This is a genomic window from Escherichia sp. 93.1518 (genome assembly GCF_013368915.2).
GTDB classification, from domain to species: Bacteria; Pseudomonadota; Gammaproteobacteria; order Enterobacterales; family Enterobacteriaceae; genus Escherichia; species Escherichia ruysiae.
The window spans coordinates 1-16,547 of record NZ_JABWMT020000007.1 but is presented as its reverse complement, the minus strand read 5'-3'; the positions used below and the strand labels follow the sequence as shown (position 1 = coordinate 16,547).

Here is a 16,547-nt window from a genome sequence, read left to right as displayed (position 1 = left end):
GTTGAGTGAATGTTAAACGCCCGGAGGCGCTTCCCGCGATCCGGGCTTTTTAATGGCAAGGTTTGTAACCTGTAGGCCTGATAAGACACGCAAGCGTCGCATCAGGCAACACCACGTATGGACAGAGATCGTGAGTACATTAGAACAAACAATTGGCAATACGCCTCTGGTGAAATTACAGCGAATGGGGGCGGATAACGGCAGTGAAGTCTGGTTAAAGCTGGAAGGTAATAATCCGGCAGGTTCGGTGAAAGATCGCGCGGCGCTATCGATGATTGTCGAGGCGGAAAAACGCGGAGAAATTAAACCGGGCGATGTGTTAATTGAAGCCACCAGCGGTAACACCGGCATTGCGCTGGCAATGATCGCCGCGCTAAAAGGCTATCGCATGAAATTGCTGATGCCTGACAACATGAGCCAGGAACGCCGAGCGGCGATGCGTGCCTACGGTGCGGAGCTGATTCTTGTCACCAAAGAACAGGGCATGGAAGGTGCGCGCGATCTGGCGCTGGAAATGGCGAACCGGGGCGAAGGCAAGTTGCTTGATCAGTTCAACAACCCCGATAACCCCTACGCCCATTACACCACCACCGGGCCGGAAATCTGGCAGCAGACCGGTGGGCGCATTACCCATTTTGTTTCCAGCATGGGGACAACCGGCACCATTACCGGTGTGTCACGGTTTATGCGTGAACAATCCAAACCGGTGACCATTGTTGGCCTGCAGCCAGAAGAGGGCAGCAGTATTCCGGGGATTCGCCGCTGGCCAGCGGAATATCTGCCGGGGATTTTCAACGCCTCGCTGGTGGATGAGGTGCTGGATATTCATCAGCGCGATGCGGAAAACACCATGCGCGAACTGGCGGTGCGGGAAGGTATTTTCTGCGGTGTTAGCTCCGGCGGTGCCGTTGCAGGCGCGCTACGCGTGGCAAAAGCCAACCCTGGCGCGGTGGTGGTAGCGATCATCTGCGATCGCGGCGATCGCTACCTTTCCACTGGCGTATTTGGCGAAGAGCACTTTAGCCAGGGGGCGGGGATTTGAGTTTATTGCGCAGGTACTGTTTTATCCGTCTGGGCAATTAACGTATGTAAAAAAGGTTGCGCGTTTTCATCGCTCTTACCAGTGATCTTCACAATGTAAGGCTTTCCGGCAATCGATGATGACGAGGCAACCTTATCAATAAATTGCTCGGCAGTATCAATACGATTACGGGTATTGCCCAGCTTCAGACGCAGATGGGAAACCGCTTCATCGCAGGTGTGTTCATCGCCGTTGCGCACAAATATCAAATCCTTTTTCTGTGCTAATCCCTCGAGCATGGCGTTGATGCGGGCTTCTTCATGGGCTGTTAACTTCGCGTAAGTGGGGAGTGCCATTAACAGCGTAATGACCAGACAAATGATTTTCTTCATTGAATTACCTTATCCTTGTTTTGTGATAGCCGATTTGACTGCCAGAATCAGGTAAAGTTTCGGTTGGAATACGATGGGGATCATCGGCAAGGAGAAAAAACTAAATGAGTAGTTTGTTGTTGTTTAACGATAAGAGCAGGGCGCTGCAGGCGGATATTGTCGCCGTGCAGTCGCAGGTGGTGTATGGCAGCGTAGGCAACAGCATCGCCGTGCCTGCGATTAAACAGAACGGCCTGAATGTCTTTGCCGTGCCGACCGTGTTGCTGAGCAATACGCCGCATTATGACACATTCTATGGTGGTGCGATTCCGGACGAATGGTTTAGTGGCTATTTGCGTGCGCTTCAGGAGCGTGATGCGCTGCGCCAACTTCGCGCTGTTACCACGGGCTATATGGGGACGGCATCGCAAATCAAAATCCTTGCTGAATGGCTGACAGCCTTATGCGAAGAGCATCCTGACTTGCTGATTATGGTTGATCCGGTGATTGGCGATATTGATAGCGGTATTTACGTCAAAGCTGATCTTCCCGATGCGTATCGGCAATATTTACTGCCGCTGGCGCAGGGGATTACGCCAAATATCTTTGAGCTGGAAATCCTGACCGGTAAAAATTGTCGTGACCTCGACAGCTCCATTGCTGCTGCAAAAAGCCTGCTTTCAGAGACATTAAAATGGGTGGTGGTTACCAGCGCCTCCGGTAATGAAGAACATCAGGAGATGCAGGTGGTGGTGGTCAGTGCCGACAGCGTGAATGTCATTTCCCATTCACGGGTAAAAACCGACTTGAAAGGTACTGGCGATCTGTTTTGCGCCCAGCTTATTAGTGGATTACTGAAAGGGAAGGCGTTAACCGACGCAGTACACAGCGCGGGCTTACGTGTGCTGGAGGTAATGCGTTATACCCAGCAGCATGAGAGCGATGAATTGATTTTGCCGCCGCTGTTAGAAGCATAAAAAAATGGCGCCGATGGGCGCCATTTTTCATTGCGGCAAGAATTACTTCTTGATGCGGATAACCGGGGTTTCACCCACAGTTACGCTACCGGACAGTTTGATCAGTTCTTTGATTTCGTCCATGTTGGAGATAACAACCGGAGTCAGGGTAGACTTGGCTTTCTCTTCCAGCAGCGGCAGATCGAATTCAATAACCGTATCGCCAACTTTCACGCGCTGACCTTCTTCAGCAATACGCTTGAAGCCTTCGCCTTTCAGTTCAACGGTGTCGATACCGAAGTGGACGAACAGCTCAACGCCGCTATCGGATTCGATAGAGAACGCGTGGTTGGTTTCAAAGATTTTACCAATGGTGCCGTCAACCGGAGCGACCATTTTGTTACCAGTCGGTTTGATAGCAATGCCATCACCAACGATTTTTTCCGCAAAAACGACATCCGGCACGTCTTCGATATTGACGATCTCGCCAGAGAGCGGAGCAATGATCTCAATAGTTCCGGTATCCTTTTTGTCATCGGAAACCAGAGATTTCAGTTTATCGAACAAACCCATGATCTTCTCCTAAGCAGTAAATTGGGCCGCATCTCGTGGATTAGCAGATTGTTTTTTCTTCAATGAACTTGTTAACCAGCGTCATTAACTCGTCCGTTGTCGGTTGAGCAAGAGCCTGCTCTGCTAACACCTTCGCATCTTCGAAGTTCGTGTTACGGATAATCTTCTTAATGCGCGGGATAGAAATGGCGCTCATAGAGAATTCGTCCAGACCCATCCCCAGCAACAGAAGTGTAGCACGTTCATCGCCAGCAAGCTCACCACACATGCCAGTCCATTTGCCTTCAGCATGAGAAGCATCAATAACTTGCTTGATCAAGTTCAGCACGGACGGTGACATTGGCTGGTAAAGGTGTGAAATCATATCATTACCACGGTCAACTGCCAGAGTGTACTGCGTTAAATCATTGGTGCCGATACTAAAGAAATCAACTTCTTTGGCTAAATGACGCGCAATTGTTGCGGCAGCCGGTGTTTCCACCATCACGCCAATTTCAATTGATTCGTCAAACGCTTTACCTTCGTCGCGCAGTTCCTGTTTGTAGATTTCGATCTCTTTGCGCAGAGCGCGTACTTCTTCGACAGAGATGATCATCGGGAACATGATGCGCAATTTACCGAAAGCAGAGGCACGCAGGATAGCGCGGAGCTGATCGCGCAGGATCTCTTTGCGATCCATCGCGATACGGATAGCACGCCAGCCGAGGAACGGGTTCTCTTCTTTCGGGAAGTTCATGTACGGCAGCTCTTTGTCGCCGCCAATGTCCATGGTACGAACGATAACAGCCTGCGAACCACACGCTTCAGCAACTGCTTTATAGGCAGCAAACTGTTCTTCTTCTGTTGGCAGCGCGTCGCGGTCCATGAACAAGAATTCGGTACGATACAGACCAACGCCTTCAGCGCCGTTACGTTCTGCACCTTCAACATCACGAACAGTACCGATGTTAGCGCACACTTCTACCTGGTGACCGTCCAGCGTAATAGCCGGGAGATCTTTCAGTTTAGCAAGCTCTGCTTTTTCAGAAGCAACTTGCTCCTGAACAGAGCGCAATTTATCGATAACTTCGTTGGTTGGATTGACGTAAACCTGATTATTTACGGCATCCAGAATCAGATAGTCGTCATTTTTCACCTGCGAAGTGACGCTACCAGTACCCACGATGGCCGGCAGCTCCAGAGAACGCGCCATAATAGAAGTGTGGGAAGTACGGCCACCTGCGTCGGTGATGAAACCCAGTACCTTCTTCAGGTTCAACTGTGCGGTTTCGGACGGTGTCAGGTCAGCGGCAACCAGAATGACTTCATCCTGAATGGCGCTCAGATCGATAATCTTCAGACCCAGGATGTTGCGCAGCAGGCGCTTACCGATATCACGCACGTCAGCCGCACGCTCTTTCAGGTATTCATCATCCAGTTCTTCCAGGGCAGAAGCCTGACCTTCAATAACTTCATGAGCAGCTGCGTCAGCCGTCATGTGCTTATCTTTAATCAGGGCTATGATTTCCTGCTCCAGCTCCTCATCTTCGAGCAGCATAATATGCCCTTCAAAGATGGCTTCTTTTTCTTCACCGAACGTTTCACCAGCTTTCGTTTTGATCGTTTCCAGCTGGGCTGATGCCTTGGCACGACCGCTCAGAAAACGTTCAACTTCCTGATCAACCTGGTCGGCAGAAATTTTTTTCCGGTCAATGACGATTTCGTCTTCTTTCAGAAGCAGAGCTTTACCGAAAGCGATACCCGGGGATGCTAAAATGCCTGAAATCATAACCCTACCTTACTTGTGACTGATTTTTAAAAGAACCCGGGAAATTACTCGAGTTCCGCCATCAGTTTAACCAGATGTTCAACCGCTTTCTGCTCGTCTTCGCCTTCAGCGGAGATAGTCACAACGGTCCCTTGAGTCAGGCCCAGAGTCTGCAGTTTAAACAGGCTTTTTGCGCTGGCGCTTTTGCCGTTGGAAGTCACAGTAATTTCAGAAGTGAAGCCCTTAGCTTCTTTTACAAACTGGGCAGCAGGGCGGGTGTGCAGACCGTTCGGAGCGGTAATGGTAACTTCTTGCTGGAACATTGTATTTCCCCAACTTATAGGTTTAGTGTTGTGGAACTAAAGTCTAGCCTGGCGGTTTGACTTTAGCCTGTATTGTTAGCGCCAGTTTTTAACAGACGCGACGCACGAAGTGTTCTGTACAGTCCATTGCTGGCGGATATTGACCGCTGACGTTTCGTTCATCATTAAACATTATGCCGCTAAAGGAAGAATTGAACCAAATCATAAAATCGATTCAGCTAAGGCTTTTCCTGTAACGATTAATTTCGCGCATCAAAATAATTAGTCAGGTTAAATACCAGTTCCGACAGGCTGAATCAATGCCAGGAGAGGCTAAAATTTGAAGTAGGCCACAAAAAAGCACCTGAAAAGGTGCTTTTTTACGCATTTTTAACAACCTGGCATTACTGTTGCAATTCTTTTTCGGTAAAGAGATCGGCAAATAATGCGGTGCTTAAATAACGCTCACCCGATGATGGCAGAATAACCACAATATTCTTATTGGTAAAGCTTTCATCTTCTTGTAGTTTCAACGCCGCAGCAACCGCCGCGCCGGAGGAGATTCCGGCAAGAATGCCTTCTTCTTCCATTAAACGACGTGCAGTAGAGATAGCTTCTTCATTGGTGATGCCAATAACTTTATCGACCAGTTTGAGATCAAGGTTCGCCGGGATAAAGCCAGCGCCGATGCCCTGGATTTTATGCGGGCCGGGTTTGATTTCTTCACCTGCCAGCGCCTGGGCGATGACGGGAGAATCGGTTGGCTCAACGGCGACAGAGATGAGATCAGTCTTGCCTTTGGTGCCTTTAATGTAGCGGCTAACGCCGGTCAGCGTACCGCCAGTACCGACACCCGCAATAAATACATCAACCTGACCGTCGGTATCTTCCCAGATCTCCGGACCGGTGGTTTTTTCATGAATTTCCGGATTCGCCGGGTTGCTGAATTGTTGCAGCAGCAGGTATTTCTCTGGGTTACTGGCGACAATTTCTTCTGCTTTTTGAATCGCGCCTTTCATGCCTTTCGCGCCTTCAGTCAGTACCAGGTTTGCGCCCAGGGCTTTCAGCAGTTTGCGACGTTCAATACTCATTGTCTCTGGCATGGTCAGAGTGAGTTTATAACCGCGAGCGGCTGCCACATAAGCCAGAGCAATACCAGTGTTGCCGCTGGTGGGTTCAACCAGTTCAACGCCGGGTTTCAGCACGCCGCGTTTTTCGGCATCCCAAATCATATTGGCACCGATACGGCACTTAACGCTGAAGCTGGGGTTACGAGATTCCACCTTCGCCAGAATACGTCCGTTACCGATGCGATTCAGGCGAACCAGCGGTGTGTGACCGATAGTCAGCGAGTTATCTTCAAAAATCTTACTCATGGCCTGTCCTTAACTGTATGAAATTGGGATACAACAGGTAGCATACCCGCTCAGAGAATATGCGGAAGTAAGGATTTAGCATATCTATATACAGAAGGGAAATAATGGCTTGCAAGATGGAATAAGGGTGGCATAAGCCACCCCTGTTTCATACAAAAAGTTTACAAAACAACCGGAAGATTGTTACCGCCATAATGCATGTTTAGCGCGATAGCAATCGACCCACATCGCTGTCGCGCCACAGACGGCCACCGGCATGATGAACAGGTTGAGCACCGGGATCATCGTGAACAGACTCGTTAATGCGCCAAACTGCATATTGGTGATTTTGCGCGTGCGCAGGGCAGTGCGCATCTCTTTGAACGGCACTTTGTGGTTGTCGAACGGATAGTCGCAGTACTGAATGGCTAACATCCAGGCGCTGAACAGGAACCACAACACTGGCGCGACGGTTTGCCCGATGCCCGGGATGAAGTAGAGGATCAGCAATACGATGGCGCGTGGCAAATACCACGCAAATTTTTGCCATTCGCGTTTCATAATTCGCGGCACATCTTTCATGATGCCAAAAATTCCGGTATCCGGCGGCGTAGCGCCTGTCAGCCTTGCTTCCAGCTGTTCAGCCAATAAACCGTTAAATGGCGCGGCAATCCAGTTCGCAATAGTTGAGAAAAAATAGCCAAAAATCAGTAGCACGGAGAGAACCGCGACAGGCCACAGCAAATAGCTTAACCATTGCAGCCAGTCAGGCACGTGGCTCATTAATGATGGGATCCAGACATCCAGTTGGGTAAAGAGCCACCAGAATGCACTTCCCATCAACAAAATATTGACTAACAGAGGTAAAATGACAAAACGCCGAATCCCGGGTTGCGAGACGAGCTTCCAGCCTTGCGCAAAATAGTAAAAACCGCTGCGTGGGGAAGATGTGTATGTTGAAACCATAATCAGGAGATGCTCCTTTTGACCAATCCCAGGAAAATTCTGCGTATTTTACCGACTAATTGCGCAATGGACAGTTAGGATATGTTCGAAAAAACAGCAAAAAGCACGATTTCATCTATCTTTGTGCTGTGAAAGTTAAGAGTGCACTTGCACTCGAGGTAATCGGCAAATACTCTTAGTGAGTAAATGTTTGCCGTGGTGGCAAGGTGTTAGAACAACAGAGAATATAATGATGCAGGATTTGCGTCTGATATTAATCATTGTTGGCGCGATCGCCATAATCGCTTTACTGGTACATGGTTTCTGGACCAGCCGTAAAGAACGATCTTCTATGTTCCGCGATCGGCCATTAAAACGAATGAAGTCAAAACGTGACGACGATTCTTATGACGAGGATGTCGAAGATGATGAGGGCGTTGGTGAGGTTCGTGTTCACCGCGTAAATCATGCCCCGGCTAACGCCCAGGAGCATGAGGCTGCTCGTCCGTCGCCGCAACACCAGTACCAACCGCCTTATGCGTCTGCGCAGCCGCGTCAACCGGTTCAGCAGCCGCCTGAAGCGCAGGTAGCGCCGCAACATGCTCCGCATTCAGCGCAGCCGGTTCAGCAACCGCAGCCAGTTCAGCAGCCGGCCTACCAGCCGCAGCCTGAACAGCCAGTTGTTTCGCATGTACCGCCAGCTCCACAACCGACGCAGCCAGTGCCCCAACCAGCGCAGCAGGCTTTCCAGGTTGCAGAACCCGTAGCGGCACCGCAGCCTGAACCTGTAAATGAACCGGCGCCTGTCATGGATAAGCCGAAACGCAAAGAAGCGGTGATCATTATGAACGTTGCGGCGCATCACGGTAGTGAGCTTAATGGTGAACTGCTTCTTAACAGCATTCAGCAGGCGGGCTTCATCTTTGGCGATATGAATATTTACCATCGTCATCTTAGCCCTGACGGCAGTGGCCCTGCGTTATTCAGCCTGGCGAATATGGTGAAACCGGGAACATTCGATCCTGAAATGAAGGATTTCACCACTCCTGGCGTCACTATCTTTATGCAGGTTCCGTCTTATGGTGATGAACTGCAAAACTTCAAGCTGATGCTGCAATCTGCGCAGCATATCGCTGATGAAGTCGGTGGCGTGGTTCTTGACGATCAGCGCCGTATGATGACTCCGCAGAAACTGCGCGAGTATCAGGACATCATCCGCGAAGTGAAAGACGCTAACGCCTGATACACTTAAGGCAAATTAACTCTTCTTCGAACCCCCGCTTGTCGGGGGTTTTTAGCATTGATGGTGCGATATGGAATCAATCGAAAGACAACTCACAGAACTGCGAACGACGCTTCGCCATCATGAATATCTTTATCATGTGATGGATGCGCCGGAAATTCCCGACGCTGAATACGACAGGCTGATGCGTGAGCTGCGCGAGCTGGAAGCAAAACATCCGGAACTCATTACCCCGGATTCACCAACCCAGCGCGTAGGCGCAGCACCGCTGGCAGCCTTCAGCCAGATTCGTCATGAAGTTCCGATGCTGTCGTTGGACAACGTTTTTGATGAAGAGAGTTTTCTCGCCTTCAACAAACGCGTACTGGATCGTCTGAAAAGTAACGAAAAAGTCACCTGGTGCTGTGAGCTGAAGCTGGATGGTCTTGCCGTCAGCATTCTGTATGAGAATGGCGTTCTGGTCAGTGCGGCGACCCGTGGCGATGGCACCACCGGAGAAGACATTACGTCTAACGTCCGTACTATCCGCGCTATTCCGTTGAAATTGCATGGTGAGAATATCCCGGCGCGCCTGGAAGTACGTGGTGAAGTATTCCTGCCGCAAGCGGGATTCGAAAAGATCAACGAAGAGGCGCGACGCACGGGCGGGAAAGTATTTGCTAACCCACGTAATGCGGCGGCAGGTTCGCTGCGTCAGCTTGATCCACGTATCACGGCGAAGCGACCGCTCACTTTCTTCTGCTACGGCGTTGGTGTACTGGAAGGCGGCGAGCTGCCTGACACCCATCTTGGCCGTTTAATGCAATTTAAAAAGTGGGGATTACCGGTCAGCGATCGTGTCACGTTATGTGAATCGGCAGAAGAGGTGCTGGCGTTTTATCACAAAGTTGAAGAAGACCGCCCGACGTTGGGCTTTGATATCGACGGCGTGGTGATTAAAGTCAACTCACTGGCGCAGCAGGAACAGCTTGGCTTTGTTTCACGTGCCCCGCGCTGGGCAGTGGCGTTTAAATTCCCGGCGCAGGAACAGATGACTTTCGTGCGCGACGTTGAGTTTCAGGTTGGACGTACCGGCGCTATTACGCCCGTTGCGCGTCTGGAACCTGTACATGTTGCAGGTGTGCTGGTGAGCAATGCTACCTTACACAATGCCGATGAAATCGAACGTCTTGGTTTACGTATTGGCGATAAGGTGGTGATCCGCCGCGCTGGCGATGTGATCCCGCAGGTGGTTAACGTAGTGCTTTCTGAACGCCCGGAAGATACCCGTGAGGTTGTATTTCCGACGCATTGTCCGGTATGTGGTTCTGATGTTGAACGTGTGGAAGGAGAAGCAGTCGCCCGCTGTACTGGTGGCCTGATTTGCGGCGCTCAGCGTAAAGAGTCGCTGAAACATTTTGTTTCCCGCCGCGCGATGGACGTTGACGGTATGGGTGACAAAATCATCGACCAGCTTGTCGAAAAAGAGTACGTCCACACACCTGCTGACCTGTTCAAACTCACCGCAGGCAAACTGACCGGACTGGAGAGAATGGGGCCGAAATCAGCGCAAAACGTGGTTAACGCGCTGGAAAACGCGAAAGAAACCACCTTTTCCCGCTTCCTTTATGCGCTTGGCATCCGCGAAGTCGGCGAGGCCACTGCAGCAGGTCTGGCGGCATATTTCGGCACGCTGGAAGCACTGGAAGCAGCCTCGATTGAAGAGCTGCAAAAAGTTCCCGATGTCGGAATTGTCGTTGCATCCCATGTTCATAACTTCTTTGCCGAAGACAGTAACCGCAATGTCATCAGCGAGCTGTTAGCGGAAGGCGTTCGCTGGCCTGCGCCGGTCGTCATCAACGCTGAAGAGATCGACAGTCCGTTTGCCGGTAAAACCGTGGTGCTCACCGGTAGCTTAAGTCAGATGTCGCGTGATGACGCTAAAGCTCGCCTGGTCGAACTGGGCGCGAAAGTTGCGGGCAGCGTGTCGAAGAAAACCGATCTGGTGATCGCCGGAGAAGCCGCAGGTTCTAAACTGGCGAAAGCGCAGGAATTGGGCATTGAAGTGATCGACGAAGCTGAAATGCTACGTTTGCTGGGTAACTGAGATGGAAAAAGAGCAGCTGATTGAAATAGCCAATACGATAATGCCGTTTGGCAAGTATAAAGGGCGTCGCTTAATCGACCTGCCGGAAGAGTATCTTTTGTGGTTTGCCCGCAAGGATGAGTTCCCGGCGGGAAAACTCGGTGAGCTAATGCAAATCACGCTGCTGATTAAAACCGAGGGGCTGACGCAACTGGTTCAGCCCCTGAAACGACCGCTTTAAATCTTCCCAGCGTGGCTTTCCTGCTGCGCCTGTAGTTGCTCGGTCTGGCGCTTATAACGACGCGCCAGCACCGCGCAAACCATCAGCTGGATCTGATGGAAAATCATCAGTGGTAGCACCATCATACCGATAACTGACGTTGGGAACAGAATGTTCGCCATCGGAATACCATTCGCCAGGCTCTTTTTCGAACCACAGAAGACAATCGTTATCTCATCCGCTTTATTGAAACCTAGTCGGCGTGCCATAAAGACGTTAATCACAATCACGATAGCCAACAGCACGCAGCTGACCACCACGATAAACAGCAACGATCCCCAGCCGACTTTGTGCCAGATGCCGTTAACGACGGCTTCGCTGAACGCCGTATAGACCACCAACAGAATGGAGGTCTGGTCAGTTTTCGCAATCCACTTTTTATTGCGCGCCACCCAGTTGCCAATCCACGGGCGAGAAAGATGCCCCAACACAAAAGGTAGTAACAGCTGCAGCATAATCTTACCGACCTGCTCAAGGCTGCCCTCTGCACCGTGAACATTCATCACCAGACCAACCAGCAATGGCGAAAGGAAAATACCCAGCAGGCTGGATGCTGATGCAGAACAAACGGCCGCCGCGACGTTACCGCCCGCCATCGAAGTAAAAGCGATTGCAGACTGCACGGTGGCAGGGAGAATGCAAAGATAGAGAAAGCCGGAATAGAGCATGGGATCGACGTTTACGGGTTTCCACCAGGCAAACAACACGCCCAGAACCGGAAACAGCACGAAGGTACTGCACATCACCCACAAATGCAGTCGCCAGTGACTACCGCCTGCAATAATAGCCTCTCGCGACAACTTCGCGCCGTGCATAAAGAACAACAGGGCAATGGCTGCCGTGGTCAGATTTTCAAAGAAGGGGACAAAACCGCCTCTGGCCGGAAAGAAAGAAGCCAGTAACACCACCGTGACCAGGGTTAAGGTGAAAGGATCGAGGATACGAAAAAGTTTCATAAAGACTCCAGATGATCGATGGTGCTATTGTGCTTCTTTCAGTTTGAGAAATAAAATTGATTTATTGCATTCATTCATGAAGAAAATAGATGAATGACTCATTAAAACAATTAAATGTTTTCGTCACAGTAGCGCAGGAAGAACCGGTCACTTTCAACAACTGCTGAAGCATTAGAGGACGTGGAGCAAGAACAAGGAGAATAGTGATGGCAGGGCGAGAAGGGGATTCGTTGTATCATATATCGTGTTATGTATTTCTGCCGGGAATCCCGGCAGAAATGGTTCAGAAGTTAAATTTGACCGAGTAAATGATGGCGTCCTGATACCAGGCTTCTCCCAGCTTGTCATCCGCGTAGCGATACTGAATGCCTGCGGTGATTTTCGCGGTAGCGTTCCACCAGAGGGCGACCGCACCGTTCAGCCCTTCTTTACCGCCATTACCTGCTGCGTAGGTGGCATCACGATCAAACTCGTACTCGTTCCAGTTGGTGAGGGTGAATTTCTCTCTGCCCAGCATAAAGCTGTAACCCGCAACCCAACCTGCCACGTAACCGTTATCGCCAGTGTAATAGGTTTGATCCGTATAGCGTTTAGCGAAGAACGGTTTGAACCACCACCCCTTGCCAGTAAAGTTGTAGCCGATACCGTACAGGAACATATCATCGTGGAAATTCACACGATTTGCAGAACCGTAGGTGCCATACGCGTGCAGGTAGAGATTAAATCCGGTATCGCCCAGGTAAATGCGGTTGGTATTTTTAAAGGTATAACGCTGCTCGCTACCTGGTTTATCGTGGCGGTCGTTATAAAAATTTTCCCAGTCGAAGAACCCGTACATTTCTCCCCAACTAAAGTTAGCGCCGCCTTCCAGTTCAAGATAACCAAAATCATCTTTGTGTGATTTGGTCGACGATTTCTCAGTGGTTCTGCTGGTCCAGTCCAGGTAATGCACGCCGATATCTGCAAATCCACTTTTAAATTCTGCATGAGATATAACAGGTATGGCTAATAAAGAGGAAAGAGTCAGAAGATGTTTTTTCATAGCATAAATCCCTATGCCGATCGTTATTAGTAGATTGCTTAATAAAATGGTTGCTTAAAAACGGCATATTGTTAATGCAAGGGAGTGAGTATCACCAATACAGTTTTTGCTGAGAATTAATAGTGAAAAGATATAAATCCATCGATATCGAATCACTATTGAATGCGTGAAAAAAGTGTATTGGTAAGAGCCGGGACAACCTCGCTATAAAAAGGCGTTAGATTCAACCCCACAGAAAAAGGATATATATGTCTCAGGCAAATTTTTCTCATAACCCGCTGTATTGCGTCGATATTATCCGGGCTTATAAACCAGATTTCACACCACGAGTGGTTTTTATTTTAGGTTCCGGGCTGGGCGCGCTGGCCGATCAGATTGAGAACGCTGTCGCCATTTCCTATGAAAAGCTGCCGGGCTTCCCGGTGAGTACGGTGCATGGACATGCAGGCGAGCTGGTGTTGGGGCATCTCCAGGGCGTTCCGGTGGCATGTATGAAAGGTCGGGGACATTTCTATGAAGGTCGTGGAATGACCATCATGACCGATGCGATTCGTACTTTCAAATTGCTGGGTTGTGAACTGCTGTTCTGCGCCAATGCGGCGGGATCACTGCGTCCGGAGGTGGGGGCGGGCAGTCTGGTTGCGCTGAAAGACCACATCAACACCATGCCGGGTACACCGATGGTGGGTCTTAACGATGAACGTTTTGGAGAACGCTTCTTCTCGCTGGCAAATGCCTATGATGCGGATTACCGGGCTCTGTTGCAAAAAGTGGCGAAAGAAGAGGGATTCCCCCTGACGGAAGGTGTGTTTGTTTCGTATCCGGGACCGAATTTCGAAACGGCGGCTGAAATTCGCATGATGCAAATTATTGGCGGGGATGTCGTTGGAATGTCCGTTGTGCCTGAAGTTATTTCAGCACGCCATTGTGACCTGAAGGTAGTGGCCGTTTCTGCGATTACCAATATGGCGGAAGGTCTGAGTGACGTGAAGCTCTCGCATACCCAAACGCTGGCAGCAGCGGAGCTCTCTAAGCAGAACTTTATCAACCTTATTTGCGGCTTTCTGCGCAATATTGCCTAAGTAAAACAACAATAAACGGCCTCACGGGTGAGGCCACATGATGCGATAAGGAAACGATTATGAGCATCGCTTTACGCTTAAAGGTAATGTCCTTTTTGCAATATTTTATCTGGGGGAGCTGGCTGGTTACCCTCGGTTCTTACATGATTAATACCCTTCATTTTACCGGCGCTAACGTCGGTATGGTCTACAGCTCCAAAGGGATTGCTGCGATAATTATGCCTGGCATTATGGGGATTATCGCGGATAAATGGCTGCGTGCGGAACGTGCATATATGCTGTGCCACTTGGTGTGTGCTGGTGTGCTTTTTTATGCGGCGTCGGTGAGTGATCCGGATACGATGTTTTGGGTGATGTTAGTCAATGCGATGGCATTTATGCCGACTATCGCATTATCGAACAGCGTCTCTTATTCCTGCCTCGCCCAGGCGGGGCTTGACCCGGTGACGGCTTTCCCGCCTATTCGCGTTTTTGGTACGGTGGGGTTCATCATCGCGATGTGGGCGGTAAGCTTACTGCATCTGGAATTGAGCAGTCTGCAACTGTATATCGCTTCCGGGGCGTCTCTGCTGCTGTCGGCTTATGCGCTGACTTTGCCTAAGATTCCTGTTGCGCAGAAAAAAGTGGCTACTTCGCTTGCCAGTAAGCTCGGTCTGGATGCCTTCGTCCTGTTCAAAAATCCACGCATGGCCATCTTTTTCCTCTTCGCCATGATGCTGGGCGCGGTACTGCAAATTACCAACGTTTTTGGCAACCCGTTCCTGCATGATTTTGCTCGTAACCCGGAGTTTGCTGATAGCTTCGTGGTGAAGTATCCGTCCATTTTACTGTCAGTTTCACAGATGGCTGAAGTCGGTTTTATTCTGACGATTCCGTTCTTTTTAAAGCGTTTCGGTATCAAAACGGTCATGCTTATGAGTATTGTGGCCTGGACGCTACGCTTTGGCTTCTTCGCTTATGGCGATCCGTCACCAACCGGGTTTATTTTGCTGCTGCTGTCGATGATTGTTTACGGCTGCGCGTTTGATTTCTTCAATATTTCCGGTTCGGTCTTTGTCGAACAGGAAGTTGATTCCAGCATTCGTGCCAGCGCACAGGGGCTCTTTATGACCATGGTAAATGGTGTCGGTGCGTGGGTCGGCTCGATTCTGAGCGGTATGGCAGTAGATTACTTCTCGGTAGATGGCGTAAAAGACTGGCAAACTATCTGGCTGATGTTTGCAGGATATTCTCTTTTCCTCGCAGTGATATTTTTCTTTGGGTTTAAATATAACCATGACCCTGAAAAGATAACACATCGAACAATGACATATTAAAAGGATTTGCAGCTCTGTTTTTCGGGGTTGCTTTTATGATAAAGGTTAATTAGTGAAAGATATTTTATTTTCTTCTGGTGTCGGTTTTGGCATTGGTGCTTTATTTACAATCGTGCGATTACCTATTCCTGTGCCAAATGTATTGCCGGGTATATTATCTATTGTGTTTATGTATGTAGGTTATCTGGTGGTGAAATACTTTATACCGTGATAATTTAACAAGATATATTTATTAAACGGAGCACTTAATTATGGAACGCATTTACAGAACAGACCTTAAGTTGCTCCGTTATTTTCTTGCTGTAGCGGAAGAGTTACATTTTGGCCGCGCAGCGGCGCGTTTAAATATGTCTCAGCCTCCGCTCAGTATTCATATTAAAGAGCTGGAAAATCAACTTGGCACACAGCTTTTTATTCGTCACTCGCGCAGCGTCGTCCTGACACACGCGGGCAAAATTTTGATGGAAGAATCGCGCCGATTGCTGATGAATGCAAATCAGGTGTTGGCTCGGATTGAACAAATAGGGCGGGGAGAAGCAGGGCGGATTGAACTCGGTGTGGTCGGAACGGCAATGTGGGGACGGATGCGACCGGTTATGCGGCGATTTCTTAGGGAAAACCCCAACGTTGAAGTACTGTTTCGCGAAAAGATGCCTGCGATGCAAATGGCGCTGTTGGAGCGTCGCGAACTCGATGCCGGGATCTGGCGAATGGCGACAGAACCACCGGAAGATTTTACCAGCTTACGCTTGCATGAATCGGCGTTTCTGGTAGCGATGCCTGAAGAGCATCACCTCTCATCATATTCCGCCGTTCCGCTGGAAGCACTACGTGACGAGTATTTTGTCACAATGCCGCCCGTGTACACTGACTGGGATTTTTTGCAGCGTGTTTGTCAGCAGGCGGGGTTTTCACCGGTTGTTATTCGCGAAGTTAATGAACCGCAAACGGTGCTGGCCATGATCAGTATGGGTATTGGTATCACCTTGATAGCAGACAGCTACGCACAGATGAACTGGCCTGGTGTCATTTTTCGTCCGCTCAAAGAGCGCATCCCGGCAGATTTGTATATTGTTTATGAAACGCAGCAGGTGACACCCGCGATGGTTAAGCTGTTGGCAGCATTGACACAGTAGGCGAGGAGTTGCCGGAAATCGTAGGTCTGATAAGCGAAGCGCATCAGGCAATTTCGCAAATCGCAGATAGCAAAAAAGCGCCTTTAGGGCGCTTTTTTACATTGGTGGGTCGTGCAGGATTCGAACCTGCGACCAATTGATTAAAAGTCAACTGCTC

Annotated in this window: 17 protein-coding genes; 9 read left to right on the top strand and 8 right to left on the bottom strand. The window is 49.8% G+C overall.

All coding sequences use genetic code 11. The features are described from left to right. Nucleotides 1-130: 130 nt before the first annotated feature. Nucleotides 131-1,042: a cysteine synthase B gene (cysM, locus tag HEN21_RS06860; RefSeq protein WP_096982585.1), complete on the top strand. Its 912-nt coding sequence runs from the start codon at nucleotides 131-133 to the stop codon at nucleotides 1,040-1,042. A gap of 2 nt (nucleotides 1,043-1,044) precedes the next feature. Here the strand turns inward: cysM and HEN21_RS06855 are convergent, their stop codons facing one another. After that, a complete protein-coding gene (locus tag HEN21_RS06855; protein ID WP_176252327.1) occupies nucleotides 1,045-1,413 on the bottom strand; it encodes a YfeK family protein in 369 nt (122 codons plus the stop codon). Nucleotides 1,414-1,517: 104 nt separating this feature from the next. Here HEN21_RS06855 and pdxK point away from each other — a divergent pair, with 104 nt between their 5' ends. Beyond that, nucleotides 1,518-2,369 (top strand): pyridoxine/pyridoxal/pyridoxamine kinase, encoded by an 852-nt coding sequence (gene pdxK, locus HEN21_RS06850; RefSeq protein ID WP_176252328.1) that lies wholly within the window; start codon nucleotides 1,518-1,520, stop codon nucleotides 2,367-2,369. A 42-nt stretch (nucleotides 2,370-2,411) separates the two neighbouring features. Here pdxK and crr read toward each other — a convergent pair whose 3' ends face one another. The 5 genes from crr to cysZ all read right to left on the bottom strand — a co-directional run bounded on the left by crr (nucleotide 2,412) and on the right by cysZ (nucleotide 7,291). Beyond that, nucleotides 2,412-2,921, bottom strand: coding sequence for a PTS glucose transporter subunit IIA (gene crr, locus HEN21_RS06845; RefSeq protein WP_000522247.1), 510 nt, complete (start codon nucleotides 2,919-2,921; stop codon nucleotides 2,412-2,414). Between the two features lie 40 nt (nucleotides 2,922-2,961). Further along, complete coding sequence (gene ptsI, locus HEN21_RS06840) at nucleotides 2,962-4,689, bottom strand: phosphoenolpyruvate-protein phosphotransferase PtsI (RefSeq protein WP_176252329.1); 1,728 nt, start codon at nucleotides 4,687-4,689, stop codon at nucleotides 2,962-2,964. A gap of 44 nt (nucleotides 4,690-4,733) precedes the next feature. Then, nucleotides 4,734-4,991: a phosphocarrier protein Hpr gene (gene ptsH / locus HEN21_RS06835; RefSeq protein ID WP_000487600.1), complete on the bottom strand. Its 258-nt coding sequence runs from the start codon at nucleotides 4,989-4,991 to the stop codon at nucleotides 4,734-4,736. Between the two features lie 383 nt (nucleotides 4,992-5,374). Beyond that, the gene (gene cysK / locus HEN21_RS06830) at nucleotides 5,375-6,346 is read right to left on the bottom strand and encodes a cysteine synthase A (protein ID WP_000034402.1); all 972 of its coding nucleotides are present in this window, start codon (nucleotides 6,344-6,346) and stop codon (nucleotides 5,375-5,377) included. A 183-nt stretch (nucleotides 6,347-6,529) separates the two neighbouring features. Next, nucleotides 6,530-7,291 (bottom strand): sulfate transporter CysZ, encoded by a 762-nt coding sequence (gene cysZ, locus HEN21_RS06825; protein ID WP_000255355.1) that lies wholly within the window; start codon nucleotides 7,289-7,291, stop codon nucleotides 6,530-6,532. A gap of 229 nt (nucleotides 7,292-7,520) precedes the next feature. Here cysZ and zipA point away from each other — a divergent pair, with 229 nt between their 5' ends. The 3 genes from zipA to HEN21_RS06810 all read left to right on the top strand — a co-directional run bounded on the left by zipA (nucleotide 7,521) and on the right by HEN21_RS06810 (nucleotide 10,819). Next, nucleotides 7,521-8,513, top strand: a complete 993-nt coding sequence (gene zipA / locus HEN21_RS06820; RefSeq protein WP_105286702.1) for a cell division protein ZipA — start codon at nucleotides 7,521-7,523, stop codon at nucleotides 8,511-8,513. 70 nt (nucleotides 8,514-8,583) lie between these two features. Then, nucleotides 8,584-10,599, top strand: coding sequence for an NAD-dependent DNA ligase LigA (gene ligA, locus HEN21_RS06815; RefSeq protein ID WP_000443722.1), 2,016 nt, complete (start codon nucleotides 8,584-8,586; stop codon nucleotides 10,597-10,599). Nucleotide 10,600: 1 nt separating this feature from the next. After that, a complete protein-coding gene (locus HEN21_RS06810) occupies nucleotides 10,601-10,819 on the top strand; it encodes a DUF3820 family protein (RefSeq protein WP_000410201.1) in 219 nt (72 codons plus the stop codon). Here the strand turns inward: HEN21_RS06810 and HEN21_RS06805 are convergent. Beyond that, on the bottom strand, nucleotides 10,816-11,814 hold the full coding sequence (locus HEN21_RS06805) for a bile acid:sodium symporter family protein (RefSeq protein ID WP_000765628.1): 999 nt from the start codon (nucleotides 11,812-11,814) through the stop codon (nucleotides 10,816-10,818). The two genes, HEN21_RS06810 and HEN21_RS06805, sit on opposite strands and share 4 nt — an antisense overlap. Before the next feature lie 283 nt (nucleotides 11,815-12,097). Further along, a complete protein-coding gene (locus HEN21_RS06800; protein WP_105285186.1) occupies nucleotides 12,098-12,856 on the bottom strand; it encodes a nucleoside-specific channel-forming Tsx family protein in 759 nt (252 codons plus the stop codon). Nucleotides 12,857-13,104: 248 nt separating this feature from the next. Between HEN21_RS06800 and xapA the strand changes: the two genes are divergently transcribed. From xapA to xapR, 4 genes are read left to right on the top strand one after another with little or no spacing between them, the layout of a single operon-like run. Beyond that, complete coding sequence (xapA, locus tag HEN21_RS06795; RefSeq protein WP_105285187.1) at nucleotides 13,105-13,938, top strand: xanthosine phosphorylase; 834 nt, start codon at nucleotides 13,105-13,107, stop codon at nucleotides 13,936-13,938. 59 nt (nucleotides 13,939-13,997) lie between these two features. Beyond that, nucleotides 13,998-15,254, top strand: a complete 1,257-nt coding sequence (gene xapB, locus HEN21_RS06790; RefSeq protein WP_176252330.1) for a xanthosine/proton symporter XapB — start codon at nucleotides 13,998-14,000, stop codon at nucleotides 15,252-15,254. A gap of 52 nt (nucleotides 15,255-15,306) precedes the next feature. Beyond that, nucleotides 15,307-15,465, top strand: coding sequence for a DUF1427 family protein (locus tag HEN21_RS06785; RefSeq protein ID WP_162521832.1), 159 nt, complete (start codon nucleotides 15,307-15,309; stop codon nucleotides 15,463-15,465). A gap of 40 nt (nucleotides 15,466-15,505) precedes the next feature. Continuing rightward, nucleotides 15,506-16,390 carry a DNA-binding transcriptional regulator XapR gene (xapR, locus tag HEN21_RS06780; RefSeq protein WP_000439927.1) on the top strand — a complete coding sequence of 295 codons (885 nt, stop codon included), beginning with the start codon at nucleotides 15,506-15,508 and terminating at the stop codon, nucleotides 16,388-16,390. The last annotated feature ends 157 nt before the right edge of the window (nucleotides 16,391-16,547 follow it).